Origin of the sequence: Staphylococcus sp. FSL W8-0304, from assembly GCF_038006565.1 — a bacterium.
GTDB lineage: Bacteria > Bacillota > Bacilli > Staphylococcales > Staphylococcaceae > Staphylococcus > Staphylococcus epidermidis.
In genome coordinates this window covers 84,886-102,530 of sequence record NZ_JBBOVL010000001.1, presented here as the reverse complement: position 1 = coordinate 102,530, position 17,645 = coordinate 84,886, and the positions used below count along the sequence as shown (strand labels likewise).

General features: G+C 29.4%; 19 protein-coding genes. 7 read left to right on the top strand and 12 right to left on the bottom strand.

The window, feature by feature from the left end:
• Positions 1-2: 2 nt before the first annotated feature.
• The 8 genes from NST35_RS00470 to NST35_RS00435 all read right to left on the bottom strand — a co-directional run bounded on the left by NST35_RS00470 (position 3) and on the right by NST35_RS00435 (position 6,846).
• Complete coding sequence (locus tag NST35_RS00470) at positions 3-644, bottom strand: HAD family hydrolase (protein ID WP_002458460.1); 642 nt, start codon at positions 642-644, stop codon at positions 3-5.
• A gap of 40 nt (positions 645-684) precedes the next feature.
• A complete protein-coding gene (locus NST35_RS00465; RefSeq protein ID WP_002458461.1) occupies positions 685-1,689 on the bottom strand; it encodes a YqcI/YcgG family protein in 1,005 nt (334 codons plus the stop codon).
• A gap of 318 nt (positions 1,690-2,007) precedes the next feature.
• Positions 2,008-2,895: a mechanosensitive ion channel family protein gene (locus NST35_RS00460; protein WP_002455953.1), complete on the bottom strand. Its 888-nt coding sequence runs from the start codon at positions 2,893-2,895 to the stop codon at positions 2,008-2,010.
• 353 nt (positions 2,896-3,248) lie between these two features.
• Positions 3,249-4,034 carry a tandem-type lipoprotein gene (locus NST35_RS00455; protein ID WP_002458462.1) on the bottom strand — a complete coding sequence of 262 codons (786 nt, stop codon included), beginning with the start codon at positions 4,032-4,034 and terminating at the stop codon, positions 3,249-3,251.
• 343 nt (positions 4,035-4,377) lie between these two features.
• Positions 4,378-5,157, bottom strand: coding sequence for a tandem-type lipoprotein (locus tag NST35_RS00450; protein WP_002458463.1), 780 nt, complete (start codon positions 5,155-5,157; stop codon positions 4,378-4,380).
• A gap of 254 nt (positions 5,158-5,411) precedes the next feature.
• Positions 5,412-5,540, bottom strand: coding sequence for a hypothetical protein (locus tag NST35_RS00445; RefSeq protein ID WP_002447564.1), 129 nt, complete (start codon positions 5,538-5,540; stop codon positions 5,412-5,414).
• 13 nt (positions 5,541-5,553) lie between these two features.
• The gene (locus NST35_RS00440; protein WP_002458464.1) at positions 5,554-6,438 is read right to left on the bottom strand and encodes a permease; all 885 of its coding nucleotides are present in this window, start codon (positions 6,436-6,438) and stop codon (positions 5,554-5,556) included.
• Positions 6,439-6,525: 87 nt separating this feature from the next.
• The gene (locus NST35_RS00435) at positions 6,526-6,846 is read right to left on the bottom strand and encodes an ArsR/SmtB family transcription factor (protein ID WP_002447566.1); all 321 of its coding nucleotides are present in this window, start codon (positions 6,844-6,846) and stop codon (positions 6,526-6,528) included.
• A 520-nt stretch (positions 6,847-7,366) separates the two neighbouring features.
• On the opposite strand from NST35_RS00435, the gene arsD reads away from it, so the two are divergent.
• From arsD to arsC, 5 genes are all read left to right on the top strand, one after another.
• The gene (gene arsD / locus NST35_RS00430) at positions 7,367-7,714 is read left to right on the top strand and encodes an arsenite efflux transporter metallochaperone ArsD (RefSeq protein ID WP_002458465.1); all 348 of its coding nucleotides are present in this window, start codon (positions 7,367-7,369) and stop codon (positions 7,712-7,714) included.
• Positions 7,701-9,425 carry an arsenical pump-driving ATPase gene (arsA, locus tag NST35_RS00425; protein ID WP_340747313.1) on the top strand — a complete coding sequence of 575 codons (1,725 nt, stop codon included), beginning with the start codon at positions 7,701-7,703 and terminating at the stop codon, positions 9,423-9,425. The genes arsD and arsA overlap by 14 nt, the downstream gene beginning before the upstream one ends.
• 149 nt (positions 9,426-9,574) lie before the next feature.
• Complete coding sequence (locus NST35_RS00420; RefSeq protein ID WP_002458467.1) at positions 9,575-9,889, top strand: ArsR/SmtB family transcription factor; 315 nt, start codon at positions 9,575-9,577, stop codon at positions 9,887-9,889.
• A 2-nt stretch (positions 9,890-9,891) separates the two neighbouring features.
• Complete coding sequence (gene arsB / locus NST35_RS00415) at positions 9,892-11,181, top strand: arsenite efflux transporter membrane subunit ArsB (RefSeq protein WP_002458468.1); 1,290 nt, start codon at positions 9,892-9,894, stop codon at positions 11,179-11,181.
• A 16-nt stretch (positions 11,182-11,197) separates the two neighbouring features.
• Positions 11,198-11,593: an arsenate reductase (thioredoxin) gene (gene arsC, locus NST35_RS00410; RefSeq protein ID WP_002458469.1), complete on the top strand. Its 396-nt coding sequence runs from the start codon at positions 11,198-11,200 to the stop codon at positions 11,591-11,593.
• Positions 11,594-11,653: 60 nt separating this feature from the next.
• Here the strand turns inward: arsC and NST35_RS00405 are convergent, their stop codons facing one another.
• Together NST35_RS00405 and cstR are read right to left on the bottom strand one after the other, a co-directional pair.
• A complete protein-coding gene (locus NST35_RS00405) occupies positions 11,654-12,394 on the bottom strand; it encodes a sulfite exporter TauE/SafE family protein (protein WP_002458470.1) in 741 nt (246 codons plus the stop codon).
• 14 nt (positions 12,395-12,408) lie between these two features.
• Complete coding sequence (gene cstR / locus NST35_RS00400) at positions 12,409-12,669, bottom strand: persulfide-sensing transcriptional repressor CstR (protein ID WP_002458471.1); 261 nt, start codon at positions 12,667-12,669, stop codon at positions 12,409-12,411.
• A gap of 138 nt (positions 12,670-12,807) precedes the next feature.
• Here cstR and NST35_RS00395 point away from each other — a divergent pair, with 138 nt between their 5' ends.
• Together NST35_RS00395 and cstB are read left to right on the top strand one after the other, a co-directional pair.
• Complete coding sequence (locus NST35_RS00395) at positions 12,808-13,878, top strand: DsrE/DsrF/DrsH-like family protein (RefSeq protein ID WP_002458472.1); 1,071 nt, start codon at positions 12,808-12,810, stop codon at positions 13,876-13,878.
• Positions 13,879-13,896: 18 nt separating this feature from the next.
• Positions 13,897-15,225 (top strand): persulfide dioxygenase-sulfurtransferase CstB, encoded by a 1,329-nt coding sequence (cstB, locus tag NST35_RS00390; protein WP_002458473.1) that lies wholly within the window; start codon positions 13,897-13,899, stop codon positions 15,223-15,225.
• Between the two features lie 471 nt (positions 15,226-15,696).
• On the opposite strand, the gene NST35_RS00385 is transcribed toward cstB, so the two are convergent.
• Positions 15,697-16,179: a YdhK family protein gene (locus NST35_RS00385; RefSeq protein WP_000975988.1), complete on the bottom strand. Its 483-nt coding sequence runs from the start codon at positions 16,177-16,179 to the stop codon at positions 15,697-15,699.
• A 19-nt stretch (positions 16,180-16,198) separates the two neighbouring features.
• Positions 16,199-17,632, bottom strand: coding sequence for a multicopper oxidase family protein (locus NST35_RS00380; RefSeq protein ID WP_002490381.1), 1,434 nt, complete (start codon positions 17,630-17,632; stop codon positions 16,199-16,201).
• Between the last annotated feature and the right edge of the window lie 13 nt (positions 17,633-17,645).

Genomic DNA, 17,645 nt, shown 5'->3' with positions numbered 1-17,645 from the left:
AGCTATCCCTCAAATTTCAATTGATGAACATTTGTGATTATGAAATGAGGATGTTCTAATTTTAATTTCTCCTCACTATGACTTCCCCATGTAACTGCACATGAAGATACCCCCGCATTATGCGCCATTTGCATATCAAATATAGCGTCTCCGATATATATCGTTTCATTTTTATTTAAATGATACTTATTGACTATATATAAAATGCCGTCTGGAGATGGTTTATATTCTTTAACTTTATCTGATCCTACCACTTCTAAAAATAAATGTTCTATCTTTAAAATCTTTAAGTTTCTTTTTAATACATCTGTTTTTTTACTAGAAACCACAAATAATTTCGCTTTTTGATGAAGCGTCTCAAGTTGAGTTAACATATTATCATACATTTCTAAATATGTACTTTCAGTTTCTTTATATTTTTTTCGAAATAGTGATATCAATTCATTATGTTCTTTTTCGTTCAATTCTACTGAACTCATGAGATCAAATGATTTTTCTATAGGAATACCCATATAATATTCAATTTGACTATCACTTGGTTCTTCTAATCCATAATCAGAAAAAGCCTTCTTTGTTGCAATCAAACTACATTTTTTTGAATCTGCTATTGTCCCATCAAAATCAAAAATTATATTTTTGTACAATATTAGCCCTCTTTTCTATACATTGATTAAATGATTATTTTTAATACCTTAAAGCTAATAAGTCATTGAAATAATCTATATTAAAAATATGATATTGAGCTGCCAAGTTTTTATCAAATGTTGCGATATTAATATTTTCTTTAAATTTATCTATCGTTATGGCATTATTTGTGAGCAGTATGTTGTTGCTATTCATATATTCAATATTCGTATTTTTTGAGAAAGTCTCTACACTCCCCCAAATATATAAGTTTTGAAAATCACTAATTGCTTTTAAATTATTTTCAAATATCGTATTATCTATAAAAATCCTTTTAGGTACAAATTCCTTGAATCTCCACGGCTCATATGATTTTTCATCATTTGTATCACCAATAAAATATGATAATTTCGCTGGCGAAAATTTTCCTGAACCAATCACAGGACCTAAACCTGAATGTACTGGACATCCATCATATTTTTCTGCAAGGTTTCTTACCGTCTTTTGTGCCTTAGCTTTAGTTTTTATATTTGAATTAAAATATTCATCAGATCTACTTAAAGTCTGCATAGCTAATGTTATAAAAGCTCCAAGATTCCGTGATTTTCTATTTTTATAGCTATTTGAACTAAAATTAATAAACCAAAATTCATTTTTAAATAGAAAGGAATATCCATCTTCTAATGGATTGTCATCCACATTATCTTCTTGATCTCCGTATTCACTTTTCATTTTTGAAAGAACTTTCCAGACCATGAATTGTTTAGCATGAATATTCATTTCACCAATAGGTTCAAAAAATACTAGTAATCCTGAAACACCTCTATCTTTTGGGGACATTTTATCCAACTCTTTCAAATAATCAGTAATATCTTCAGCTAAATCTTTAGGATTATAAGGATAGTTTAATGCTGAATAAAAATGTACTTGCTTCTTATGACCTTGTACGCCAAAAACACATGGAAATCCTTTAGATTCTATTACTTCTTTAGTTTTTTGTGTTTCATTTTTCAGCCAGTTATATTCTTCGGCTACATTCTTAATATCAGATTGAGAAACAAACATTTAACCTCTCCTTTATAATAATATTCGTATAAATTATAACTAAAAACATAATTTTCTTAAACACTTATATATAACTTAACATTTTAAATATTCTTTTTGTTTAAATATAACTAAAGTCAGAATGAATAGTGTGTATACAATGTATCAATACAAGATACTGTCTATGAAATTTCTTACATGATGACGTTATAACAACTTTATTCAATAATGTTTTTCAAATCACTATCACTCATGACTGATCATAATAAAAATAAAGCATCCTTCACTTTGCGATGAGGGATGCTTTATGAATTTTCACATAAAAAATGAATCTACAGACTATTCTTTTTTATTCAATTCTTTATCAAGTTTTACAAGTGTTGGTTTCGGAATATGAATGCCTTCTTCACTAAAGTATTGTATGACCTCTTTACGAAGTAAACGTTGTCCTGGAAAATGCATTCCAGGCTTAACATGTGCTAAAAGTTTAATCACCATTTCATTGCCATCAACACTATCTAAACCAAGTAAATCTGGTGCGGATACAAATATGTCATATTTATTCTTTAATGTAGGTAAAAATGTTAATAATTTCTCTTCTATCACTTTATAATTCTCATTTGGAGAAATCGGTATCATCACAATAGGTGAAACATCTGTAGCAGAATAATTAACTATTTCACTAATCATACCATTAGGTAATGTATAAATTTCTCCAGTATCTGATTGTATACGCGTTGATCTTAAACCAATTGTTTTAACCGTACCTTCAGCAATTGTTACCCCAGATGCATTAATTTGAACATAATCACTCACATCAAACTGTCCTTCAAATATGATAAAGAAACCAGTAATAATGTCTTTTACAATTGTTTGTGCTCCGAAACCAACGGCAACACCAACAACTCCAGCTCCTGCTAAAATTGCTGATACACTAATACCGAAACGTGAAAGTATTGACGTAAGGACAATAAACCATACGACATAACTTATTAAATTTTGAATCAATGTGGATAGTGTTTCACTTCTCTTAATTTTATGACGGTTCTTTTTCTTTTCATTAACGTTGAAAAATTTAGTAACTAACTTTCTTGATATCGCAATTACAATCATACCCATCAAGATATAAGCAAGTATAATTAAAAGATTAACCAAAAGATTTTGATAGAACTCTATTTTCATCATTGGCTCAAATAGTTTATATAATGTGTCCTTAAACTGACTCATAATAACAACATGACCTCCTATTATTAAAACAATCAATATTTTCAATGTACAAATCTTTGTAGATAATGAGCAGTAAGTCATTTCTAAATATAACACTTATAAATAAACATAGCACCCTTCACTTTGTGATGAAGGATGCTTTATGAATTTCCATATAAAAAATCATCTTAAGAGTACTGATTTTTTTAGTCACTTCCAGGTGTAATCATAAAACCATCCATCGAATGACCTTTGACATTTTTCCAAACCATTATTATTCGCATTTTCAATTTCAGAAATGATTTTGGATACTGAGCTAGTTTATTCAGAATTACCTTTTATATTACCAAGTTTTATTTGATAATCTGTTTGACTCATGATTCATCATCCTCGCTAGGAGTGAATTGTACTGCATCTGTAAAAAATATATTCTCTTCTTTATTTTCTACAAAAGTAAATTCTAAATTTTTAGAACCTACGGATGATCCTTTTAAGTCGCCATCCCCTTTTAACAATAACTTAGGAGCTTGATTCGTGGGAATATCATATCTTTTTCTTAGTTGTTTAACATTATTATCATTATTGTTCAATTGATATTGCGCTGAGTAACTTGGCACATTAGGATTGTATGATATATCTCCGTCTTTATAATCTTTTAAGTTTTTAAAATTTCCATATTGTACAAAAAATTTGAAGTTTTCTATTTCTTTTTTTAGTTTGTCATTAGGTATTGGATTCGTTGGAATAATTTTATTGTGTTCCATTTTTACAGGATATCTCTTTTCATCATCTTTTGGTCTACCTTTACTATCATCTGTAATTTCATTTATAAAATAATACCCTTTGGTTGTTCTAGTATTTCGGTTGATATACAAGACCATTCCTCTAGTTTCCATACTCTTTCCTTTTGGTTCAATGGTCATTTCAGAATGAACTATCCATGTTCCTTTGTCATTTTTATCAAATTCTTCATCTCGAAAACCTTCTTTATCATAAAAGTCTTCTAGATTTTTAGTTGGATACACGTCTAACATTTTATTAAAGTTTTGTTTGATTTCCGTTTCTTTGCTATCTTCTTTATTTATAAAACCACATCCTCCAATAAAAATCGTTAAAATTAATAAACTTATGTATATCGTTACTTTCTTGAGATAACGCATTGGCTCACATCTTTCCGATTTTACTTTATTTATACTTTTACAAAATGCTTCACTTTGATATGCTTCTAAATTAATTAGTCCAGATTATTCTTTAAATTATTACTTATTGAATCCAATTCAAAGATTGTACTAACTACCCAATCGCCTTAAGTTAAACTTTTAAAATTTTTACTGAAAGCGTGGTAGTGTCTCATTGTTTGTGTTAGCAGTGCTATTCTTCAGCTTTCATCTCTTTTATGATTTGCATTTTCAATTTCAGAACTGATTTTGGATACTGCGCTGGTTTATTCATAGTTGCTAGTTATATTACCTGGTTATATTTTATATTCAGTTTGATACATACTTAATTTTCCCTACTCGGGTTAAAGTTTATACTGTCAGTAAAATAAATATTTTCCTTTTTATTTTCTACAAAAGTAAATTCAAGATGTTTATAACCTACAGAGGATCCTTTTAAATCTCCTGTACCTTTCAATAATAATTTAGGAGCTTTATTCGTGGGAATATCATATCTTTTTCTTAGTTGTTTAACATTATTATCATAATTGTTCAATTGATATTGCGCTGAGTAACTTGGCACATTAGGATTGTATGATATATCTCCGTCTTTATAATCTTTTAAGTTTTTAAAATTTCCATATTGTACAAAAAATTTGAAGTTCTCAATTTCTTTTTTTAATTTTTTATCTTTAATTTGTTTTGTTGGAATAATTTTATTGTTTTCCATTTTTACTGGATATTTTTTGTCTTTAACATCAGGTATTCCTTTATTATTTTCTGTTATTCTTTTTATAATAAAGTCACCTTTAGCTGTTCTCGTATTTCTATTTATACGTAAAACCATCCCTCTTGCTTCCATATCTTCCCCTTTCGGTTCAACAATCATTTTAGAATTAATAATCCATGTCCCTTTGTCATCTTTATCAAATTCTTCATCTCGAAAACCTTCTTTATCATAAAAATCCTCTAGATTTTTAGTTGGATACACGTTCAACATTTTATTAAAGTTTTGTTTGATTTCCGTTTCTTTGCTATCTTCTTTATTTATAAAACCACATCCTCCAATAAAAATCGTTAAAATTAAGAAACTTACAAATACTATTATTTTGCTTGAATGTTTCATATTTTCACATCTTTCTATTTATCATAAATTGGTAAACATTATATAAATCAACTTCTTAAACATCTACATATTACCAAACAATGAATATATAATACATTTAAGATGGAATTAAAATTTTATTTTACTTTCATAATTAATAAATAAACAAAATCATTTTCCTTAACTGAAACGAAAGAACGACAAATTCCATACTATTACATTGGAATTTGTCGTTCTTTTATTTATTAGAAGCATATATTTTACAGACTTCTAAATTAATTGTTACAACAATTGTTATTATCCTGCTGTTCTTTTTCATTTTTCTCTTTTTTTTCTTCAATTTCCACAGAACAACATGATTGATCCTGAGGTTTCATTTTATTTAATACATCTTTGATTCCCATCAACTCACCCCCTTTAAATAATGATGTTCACAATCAAACCTGTAGAAATAGCTACAACTAAAATGGCGATAACAAACGATACTACAAACTCTTTTTTGAATAATTTAGATAATAATACTACTTCTGGAATACTTGCACCGGCACCACCTATTATTAATGAGACAACCGTTCCCAAGGACATTCCTTTTGAAGCTAATGCTCCGGCTATAGGTAACATAGTTTCAGGTCTAATATACATAGGAATACCTACTACTGATGCAATGATTACGGATATACTACTATCTCCACTTGCATATTTAGTGATAAACGTTTCAGGTACAAATCCATATATAAAAGCACCAATAAACACACCAATAAATAAATAAGGAAGCATTGGATATAAGAATGCCCAAGCATCATTTAATGCATGTTTAACACGAGATCCAGTTTTATTAGCAAAAAACCCATCTCCTTTAACGTTTACACCTTTGTAAGTTTTAGCTAAATTCATTTTTGAAAATACTAGACCCGTTAAAATACTAAAAATCGCTAGTACAACAAAGTAAATAACAGCAACTTTCCAACTTAGTAAACTCCATAACATAAATATCATTAATGGATTCATTAATGGCGATGCAATCAAGAAACTCACTGCAGGACCAAATGGAACTTTAGAATTTAATAAACCTGCAAGTATAGGAATTGTTGAACAAGAGCAAAAAGGTGTAATCGAACCAAATATCATTCCCAAAATATAATTAATAACTTGATTAGGTTTACTTAAAAAGTGTTTTATTTTCTCTTCTGAAACTATTTGCTGGATTATACTTACAATAAAACTCACTACTATGAATAGTACTAATAATTCAAAAAATAGCATTAAAAATGTCTTTATGAATTCTATACTTGAATCTAACATTAATATAATTCCTCCAAATTTAATTAATCAACTTTTTTTGATTAATATATCAAAAAATATTGATTAATATTATATTAAAAAAGATACTTAAAGTATCTTACAACAAGTATCTTCATTTAAAACAACCTGTATTTGTTGCTCATTAATTTTATAATAATTCCATGTGCCATGCTTTTCAGCAATAAGAACATTTGCATCTACTAATTTTTTTAAATGATAAGAAAGTTTAGATTGTTTTATATCTAATAACCCTTCTAAATCACACACACATAATGATTTATTAGAGCTTTGGCTAATTTGATTTAGTATTTTTAATCTGATTTTATCGGCAAGTGCATTAAACATCTTTTCATAAAAGTCAAACTGTTGATCTTCACTCATATCAGTCTTTGTTTTAATAACTTCCATAAAAGACCATCCTTTTTATAATATTTCATTGAGTTTATATTATCTTTATTTCAATTCTTGAATTGCTTGTTTATAGTCATTTTTTGTTGATTCGCCATACTGAGTAATATTACCTTTAAAGAACTCCTTCTACATATAATATTGTAGCTTCTTTTAAATTGATTTCTCTTGATAGGATAACAAGATTTAAATAACTAATAAAGTAACCAAAAGTTAAAGTACTTACATGGTTTACTCGTAATCAATCACACTTTCTTATTGTCAATGTAGTTTTATATCATTTAATACATCAATTTTTCTTGATGTATTAAATATAAACCAATATATATATTATCGCAAGAAAAAACCTATAATTTTGCATAAACTTAGGTATTTCTCACAGAAATATTAAAATAATTTTTCATAAATTGTATTATTAAGAATTAAATTTAGTAAAATTTTAAAACTCAATCAAAAACATAGACATCAATCTATATAGATGTTAGTCTATAATCGCAAATTAATTAATGAGGTGAGTATAATGTTAAATATTGAAATATACGAAGAAGCTATGTGCTGTTCTACTGGCGTATGTGGTCCAGAACCGGATGAAACATTAATAAAAACGAACCAAATCAATGAATATTTAAAACAAAATCAAATAGAAGTTCAACGTTATAATATGAACAATAATCCGAATGAATTTATTCAAAATAAAGAAGTTATTCGTTTAATCCAAGACAAAGGTAATGAAGTTTTACCAATCACTTTTATAGAAGGCAATATAGCTAAAACGGGCGCTTATATTACTCAAGAAGAAGCCGATGAAATTATTACGGTTAATCAAATGAGAAATGGAGGATGCTGTGGTGGAGATGGATGCTGTTAAGTACTTAAATAAATTGAATTTAGATAACATTGAGTTAACAAAATATTTGTTTTTTACTGGTAAAGGTGGCGTAGGCAAAACGACGATATCAAGTTTTATTGCTTTAAACTTAGCAGAGAATGGAAAGAAAGTAGCTTTAGTAAGTACTGATCCAGCTAGTAATTTACAAGATGTATTTCAAATGGAATTATCTAATAAATTAACTAAATATCAACCTATACCTAATCTCTCTATAGCCAATTTTGACCCGATTGTTGCTGCAGACGATTATAAAGCACAATCTATAGAACCTTATGAGGGTATTCTACCAGAAGATGTGCTTTCTGAGATGAAAGAACAGTTAAGTGGCTCGTGTACAGTTGAAGTAGCAGCATTTAATGAATTTACAATTTTTTTATCCGATAAAACTTTAGAAGAAGAATTTGATTTCATTATATTTGATACAGCTCCAACAGGTCACACCTTGAGAATGCTTGAATTACCTTCTGCATGGACAGATTATTTAAATACAACAAGTAATGACGCTTCTTGCTTAGGTCAATTGGCGGGTTTAAATGAAAATAGAGATAAATATAATTCAGCACTTGAAAAACTACGTAACCAAGACGATACGACCATGATGCTAGTTACGAAACCTAGCCACTCTTCTATATATGAAATTCAAAGAGCACAACAAGAATTACAACAACTATCAATTTCTAAATTCAAAGTAATCATTAACAACTATATAGAAGAAAGTCACGGTTCAATTTCGAGTCAAATGAAATCAGAACAAGATAAAAACATTAATCATTTTACTGAATGGTTAAATAACAATCATGTTTACTACGTTCCATATAAAAAGCAGAAAGAAGAAGGTATAGAAAGTTTAACTAATCTATTAAATGATGATAACTTAATTGAAAATGATGACTTTATTGTTGAAGATCATCCGCAATTCAATAAATTAATAGATGAAATTGAAAATAGTAAAGTTCAATACTTATTTACAATGGGAAAAGGCGGCGTTGGTAAAACGACAGTAGCAACGCAATTAGCTACAGCATTATCTAATAAAGGATATCGTGTTCTTTTAGCAACTACTGACCCTACTAAAGAAATTAATGTTGAAACCACAAGTAATTTAAATACTGCTTATATAGATGAAGAACAAGCATTAGAAAAATATAAAAAAGAAGTACTAGCCACAGTGAATGATGATACACCACAAGACGATATTGATTATATTATGGAAGATTTAAAATCACCTTGTACAGAAGAAATAGCATTTTTCAAAGCCTTTAGTGACATTATGGAGAATCAAGAAGACATGGATTACGTAATTATAGATACAGCTCCTACAGGCCATACCTTGCTGTTACTTGATTCTAGTGAAAATCATCATAGAGAATTAAAGAAAAAATCAACTCAAACTACCAGTAATGTTGAAACATTATTACCCAAAATTCAAAATAAAAATTTAACACAGATGATAATTGTAACATTAGCAGAAAAAACACCTTATTTAGAATCTAAACGTTTAGTAGAAGATTTAAATAGAGCTAATATAGGCCATAATTGGTGGGTTGTTAATCAATCGTTAGTTACGCTAAATCAACGTGATGACCTTTTTAATAACAAAAAAGAAGATGAATCATTTTGGATAGACAAGATTAAAAATGAAAGTCTTAATAATTACTTTGTCATACCTTATCGAGTATTAGAATATTGATATTATTGATTATAATGAGAACTATATGATAAATAGAGTCTACTTTAAACCAGTTAATAATTTAGGAGTTAAGCAAGTATGTAATTTATCAAATGACAATAAAAATTATTAACGATATAAAAGATTCTAAGTAGAAAGGGAGAAAAAAATTGAATTATAGTGAAATATCGCAATACTTGAAAGTGATGGCTGATAGTAGCCGTCTTGAAATATTAGATTTGTTATCTTGTGGTGAATTATGTGCTTGTGATTTATTACAGCATTTTTCTTTTTCTCAACCCACATTAAGTCATCATATGAAAGTATTAAAAGAGAATAATTTAATTACATCTAGAAAGGATGGTAATAAAAATTTATATAAATTGAATCATGCTGTATTAGATGACATTACATCACGACTCACTCTATTGAGTTCCAGTACTGTCCCATGTATATGTGAAACTGTAGAGAAAGGTGAATGTTAACAATGACAATATTAGCAATCACAATTTTTATATTAACGTTAATTTTTGTCATATGGCAACCTAAAGGTCTAGATATTGGTATTACTGCATTAATTGGTGCTGTAGTTGCTATAATCACTGGCGTTGTAAGCTTTTCAGATGTACTAGAAGTTACTGGAATTGTTTGGAATGCGACCTTAACTTTTGTTGCAGTTATTCTCATTTCACTCATATTAGATGAAATTGGGTTCTTTGAATGGTCTGCTATACATATGGTGAGAGCATCAAAAGGTAATGGCTTGAAAATGTTTGTTTACATTATGTTGTTAGGCGCTATTGTAGCAGCTTTCTTTGCGAACGATGGTGCAGCTTTAATACTGACACCTATTGTTTTAGCAATGGTACGTAGTTTAGGATTTGATAAAAAAGCGGTATTCCCATTTATTATTGCTAGTGGTTTTATTGCAGATACTACGTCTCTTCCATTAATTGTTAGTAATTTAGTTAATATTGTTTCTGCTGATTACTTTGATATTGGATTTGTTGAGTACTTCAGTAAAATGATTATACCTAATATATTCTCTTTAATCGCAAGTATTCTTGTCTTATGGCTTTATTTTAGAAAGTCTATCCCAAGAAAATTTGATGCAGTAAATATTAGAGAACCAAAAGAAGCGATTAAGGACAAAAAGCTTTTTAATATCTCGTGGATTGTACTCACTGTATTGCTAGTTGGTTATTTAATAAGTGAGTTTATAAACATTCCAGTATCAATTATTGCTGGTATCATTGCTTTAATATTTGTATTATTAGCACGTAAATCTAAGGCTGTTCATACGAAACAAGTAATTAAAGGTGCACCATGGAATATTGTTTTATTCTCTATTGGTATGTATCTTGTGGTATTTGGTCTAAAAAATGTGGGGATTACAACGCTTCTTAGTGATGTACTAACAAATATTTCAAGTTACGGCTTATTTAGTAGTATCATGGGCATGGGCTTTATAGCTGCATTCCTTTCATCTATTATGAACAACATGCCAACTGTTTTAATAGATGCAATAGCGATTGGTCAATCTCAAACAACAAGCATACTCAAGGAAGGCATGATTTATGCGAATGTTATCGGATCTGATTTAGGACCTAAAATCACACCAATTGGTTCGTTAGCAACACTTCTCTGGTTACATGTGCTTACTCAAAAAGGTGTTAAAATTTCTTGGGGACAATACTTTAAAATCGGTATTATTATAACGATTCCGGTATTATTTATCACACTGTTAGGGTTATATCTAACACTTATTATATTTTAAAAAAGAGGTGTCAATGATGACAAAGAAAATAATTTATTTTATATGTACAGGTAATTCATGCCGTAGCCAAATGGCTGAAGGATGGGGTAAGAACATCTTAGATGATGAATGGCAAGTATATTCTGGCGGTATTGAGGCACACGGTGTAAATCCAAAAGCAATAGAAGCTATGAAAGAAGTTGGAATTGATATATCAAATCATACTTCTAATTTAATTGACAAAAATATACTAAACCAATCCGATTTAGTAGTAACTCTATGTAGTGATGCTGATCAAAACTGTCCTATATTGCCGCCGAATGTAAAAAAAGAACATTGGGGATTTGATGATCCAGCAGGCAAACCTTGGTCAGAATTCCAACGTGTTAGAGATGAAATCAAAGCAGCCATTGAATCATTTAAGGCTAGATAAATTTTAAGCGTCTCATTATCATTGAGACGCTTTTAATAGATTTTCTATCATATAATATTCTTAAAAAATCAACTTAATGATTGCAATGACGATTAAAATACTTACAATCATTTTTTGAATATAATCAGGTATTTTTTGTCCTATTTTCATACCTAGAGGCGTAAATAGTATACTACCTAAAATTAACGGTATTGCACTATTAACAGGAATATAACCCTGTAATAATTTAATAATAAATGCTCCAACAGAAGAAATGAACGCAATTACAATACTATTTGTAACCACCGTCTTCATTGGTAATTTAAATATAACAAGTAGTACTGGAATAATAATAAATGCTCCACCAGCTCCTACAATACCAGATACCAAACCGATGATACCACCTATTGTAATTAAAAGTAGACGATTAAACTTAATATGACTAGTAGATGGTGCGACTTTAATAAACATTAAAATAAGAGCTAATAATGCAATAATAATATAAACCATATTAACGAACTGTACATTTATTAAATTCGCTAATATTGCACCTAGTATACTACCTATAATCATTCCACTTCCCATATTAAGTACAAGCGTTCTAGAAAAATCTTTGTTTTTATATGCTTTAAAGGATCCACTCAATGTACTGAAAAACACCTGACTTGAGGTTAATCCTGAAGCAATATAAGCACTATAAGTTGGTAGACCAACCAAAGGTGGTAATAATAAAAGCATAGGATAAATGATAATTGCTCCCCCTATACCAACCAATCCTGAAATAAATCCTCCAAATATTCCAATGAGTAACATGATTATCATGGAAGTCACCATTATCATTTACTTTTTATTAATAATTCAACTGCTTCATTAATTAATGTCTGAGAATCTTCACTATTTTCTTCAGACATTTTGACGCATTCTACTAAGTTCTCGCTAATGATAATACCCATTAAACGTTGAATAGAACTTTTAGATGCACTTAATTGACTAATGACATCTTTACAATTTTTTTCTTCCTCCATCATTTTAATGACACCATTAAGTTGTCCTTGTAGGCGATGAATACGATTAATCATCTTTTTATTATATTCCAATATATTTCACTCCATATTAATTTTTAATAATTACATCATATTGATTAAATTTTAGTTTGTCAAATACCCCATTAGGTATTTGACAAACTGTCTAATCCGTTATAACATACCCCCATAGGTATTTAAAAGGAGGCAATTATGTCACAATATAAAACAAAACACATTAATGATTTCACTAAAAAAGAATTACAAGAATTGGGTTCTAAGGGTCAATTAATTGACGTTCGACAGCCTGAAGAATATGAATTAGGACACATTAAAAATGCTTTATTACATTCAGTTGAAAATATAGAGACTTTTAAACAAAGTAAAAATAAAACTTACTATGCTTATTGCAAAAGTGGTAATAGAAGTAGAAAAGCAAGTCAATTTCTTACACAACGCGGATACAATGTGGTGAATTTAGATGGAGGCTATACGGCTTACGAACAGCAACATAATAATGAATCATTTAAATTAAAAGAAGATAAAGAAATTCAAATCAAACACAATCGTAAGACGTTTAATTATAGTAATCTACAGTGCCCAGGACCTATTGTTAATATTAGTAAAGAAATGAAAAACATTGCTATTGGTGATCAAATAGAAGTTGTTGTGACAGATCACGGTTTTTTAAACGATATTAAAAGTTGGGTCAAACAAACTGGACACACACTTGTTAGACTCAATGATTCTGGTAATGAAATTCGCGCTATTATTCAAAAAGAAGAAAATAAAAATATAGAAGTGACGCACACAAAAAATGGAACAACGATTGTTTTATTTAGCGGCGAACTAGATAAAGCAGTTGCAGCAATGATTATTGCTAATGGTGCTAAAGCCGCAGGTAGAGATGTAACCATTTTTTGCACATTTTGGGGCTTGAATGCACTTAAAAAAACTCAAAGTCAACGCATTAAGAAAAAAGGTATCGCAAAACTTTTTGACTTCATGCTTCCAAATTCACCAATTAAAATGCCTATTTCAAAAATGAATATGTTTGGTGTAGGAAATTTAATGATGCGTTATGTCATGAAAAAGAAAAATGTCGATGATTTACCTTCTCTTATCAATCAAGCAGTTGAACAAGGTGTTAAACTTATTGCTTGTACAATGAGCATGGATGTTATGGGCATTACAAAAGAAGAACTACGCGATGATGTAGAATACGGTGGCGTAGGTGCATATATTGGATATACAGAACAAGCTAATCACAATTTATTTATATAATTAAAAAGGAATGATATTATGTTTTTTAAACAATTTTATGATAAACACTTATCTCAAGCATCTTATTTAATCGGGTGTCAAAAAACTGGAGAAGCCATGATTATTGATCCTATTCGTGACTTATCTTCATATATTCGAGTTGCTGATGAAGAAGGTTTAACCATTACTCATGCAGCTGAAACACATATACATGCAGATTTTGCTTCAGGAATTAGAGATGTTGCTATAAAGTTAAATGCTAGTATTTATGTATCGGGTGAAAGTGATGACATGTTAGGTTATAAAAATATGCCTAACCACACTCATTTTGTTCAACATAATGATGATATTTATGTAGGAAATATAAAATTAAAAGTGCTTCATACACCTGGTCACACGCCAGAAAGTATAAGTTTTTTACTTACTGACGAAGGTGCTGGAGCACAAGTTCCAATGGGACTATTCAGTGGTGATTTTATTTTTGTAGGAGATATCGGTAGACCTGATTTACTAGAAAAAGCTGTTAAAGTAGAAGGATCATCTGAAATAGGCGCTAAACAAATGTTTAAATCTATTGAAAGTATTAAAGACTTGCCAGACTACATTCAAATTTGGCCTGGCCATGGCGCTGGTAGTCCTTGTGGTAAATCTTTAGGTGCTATTCCAACATCTACTCTTGGCTATGAAAAACAAACGAACTGGGCTTTTTCTGAAAATAATGAAGCTACCTTTATCGATAAACTAATTTCTGACCAACCTGCACCACCACATCATTTTGCACAAATGAAAAAAATTAATCAATTCGGTATGAATTTATATCAACCTTATACGGTTTATCCAGCTACAAGTACAAACAGATTAACTTTTGATCTCCGCAGTAATGAGGCTTATCATGGTGGACATATTGAAGGTACAATCAATATTCCATATGATAAAAATTTCATCAATCAAATTGGCTGGTATCTAAACTATGATCAAGAAATTAACTTGATTGGAGACTATCACCTTGTTTCAAAAGCAACACACGCCTTACAACTCATTGGTTACGATGATGTTGCTGGATATCAATTACCTCAATCTAAGATTCAAACATGTTCCATTCATAGTGAAGATATTACAGGTAACGAATCACATATATTAGATGTACGTAATGATAATGAATGGAATAATGGCCACTTATCTCAAGCGGTTCATGTACCACACGGCAAACTTTTAGAAACAGATTTACCTTTCAATAGAAACGATGTTATTTATGTACACTGTCAGTCTGGCATTAGAAGTTCGATAGCTATTGGTATTTTAGAACATAAAGGTTATCACAACATTATTAATGTAAATGAAGGTTACAAAGATATACATCTTTCTTAATATTTATACTAATGAAAAAGGACTATAAGTAGTTAGATATAGCTTATAGTCCCTTTTTATATTATTGGATACATATCTATTTAAAAATCATTTATGTATCCTCGCTTTATATCATTTAATAAATATTTTACATAGTACATATCTTTTTTATTTATTGATGTGATCAAAAACATAACAGCAATTCTCATAAACCTCATATGTTATGATACGTTCGTCCCCCCCTTTGAGAAGCGGCTAAAAAATCCGCCTCACTTACGATACGCTTCTGCTTATCGGTTAATGATGCGGTTTTTAATTATATAATTTCAATTAATAAGGTAATGAACAGTTTTTTGATAAATGTTATTCTTCTAAAATTCTTTTTAATTTACACACTAAAAAATATCCTCCTTAACAATAATAAGTTATTTAAATTATTGATTAAGGAGGATATTTTTATATCTATTTATTTCTCAATCTAGAACTAGATTTTTATCGTGCTTTCAGCTCATTTCCTGTCATCCATTTATGATTTTTAATGATTTTACCATTATCTTTGGATTTGTAATCAACTACGTAAACAGTAGTCTTTTCCACGTTATCTATATTGGCTGTAGCACCTTTCATACCAGACATATGACTTGCTTCTAATTTAACAGTATCGCCTTTACTAAATCCATCTTTAGGTGCATCTTTGATCTCTTCGTTTACGACCCATTTATGATTGTTTACTTTTTCATTTCCATTTGTGGGTTTATAACTTACAACATAGGCATATGTTTTATACGCACCTTTTACAGTAGCTTCTGCACCTTTCATACCTGGCATATGTCCTGCTGTAATCGTTACTTTATCTCCTACTTTAAATTCACCCTCATTAGTCGATGTCATATCTTCAGGAACTTTACTTTCATCATTATGCTTCATATGGCTCTCACTTTTTTGGTCATTAGTGTCTTTATCTTTTTTCATCATATTAAAATCTCCCTATTGATTAGTTTGTTACTTTTACTTGACCCATCATTCCATTATCTTCATGCTCAAGTATATGACAGTGAAACATGTATGTTCCAGTATTTTTAAATACAACCTCTATTTTAGCTTTTTGTCCAGGTTCCAAAGATATAACATCCTTTTTACCCCTCATATCTTTTGGAGGTTTCTCCCCATCCACAGATAAAACTTTAAATTGCGTTCCATGGATGTGGAAAGGATGTTTCATACCACCCATTTTATCTTTGACGTTTTCAATTTCCCATACTTCTTTCTGGTTTAACTTTTGTGTAAAATCTATTCTGTTAGGATCGAATTTATTACCATTAATGGTAACATTATCATTCATACCTTCTAATTTTATTTTCTTACCTACTTTTGGTGTATTACTTTTGTTAGAACTTTTCTCTTTGTTACTAATCGGTAAAATTACAGTTTTATCATTATCAACCAGACTGATTTTCTCGCCTTTCATTTTAGATAAATCTATTACTATTTCTTTTCTTTCTGAAGGAGCTAAATTAATTTCTTTTAATTTTTTAGCGTTTTTTAATTGACCGCCATCTGAAGCAATATACTCAAAACTTTGATTATTACTTAGCTTAAGATTTAAATCTCGAGCATTAGAACCATTTAAAAGTCTCAAACGTATTTTCTCTTCTTTTGCTGTCAGTTTGGGGTTTACTATTCCGTTCACAAGAACAGTATCACCTTGAGTGCCATCTTCGTCTTTCGTTTTTGAATAATTTAATTTTTTAGATACAAATGTTTTATCTTGGATTATTATAGGCAAATCATTTTTTCCATAATTACTAGGATAATTATTCTTTTTACTATCTTCTATATATAATAATCCTGATAAGCCATTATAAACTTGTTTAGCTGTATTTGGAGAGGGGTGGGGGTGATACCATAACGTAGCAGAATCTTGATTAACCTCAAATTTTATAGTTTTTTCTTTTCCTGGTTTTATAACCTGAGAAGGCCCTCCATCCACTTTTCCATTTACTTCTAATCCATGCCAATGAAATGTTGTATTTTCATCTAAGTTATTTATTAACTTAATTTTAACTTTATCTCCTTTTTTTAATTTTAAAGTTGGTCCAAGTAAATTTCCATTGTAGCCTAGAGTATTAGAAAAATTATTTTTGTAAAACTCTGTCTTTCCTTCCTGAGCTTTTAATGTATAATTTTTATAACCATTGTTATCTTTTTTTGACTCTGCAACTTCAGGAAATATTATTTCATTTTTTCCTTGTGAAGAATTTAATTTCTTTCTTTCGTCATGATGTTTCATATTTTTCATATCCATTGTATTTTTCTTATCTTCTTTCATGTTCATCATGTCATTCTTACTTTCTGCGAAAGTATCATTAGACGCAATAATTATTATGGAAAAAATTATAATTAAAATTGCAAAAACTTTATTATACATAAGGTTTACCTCT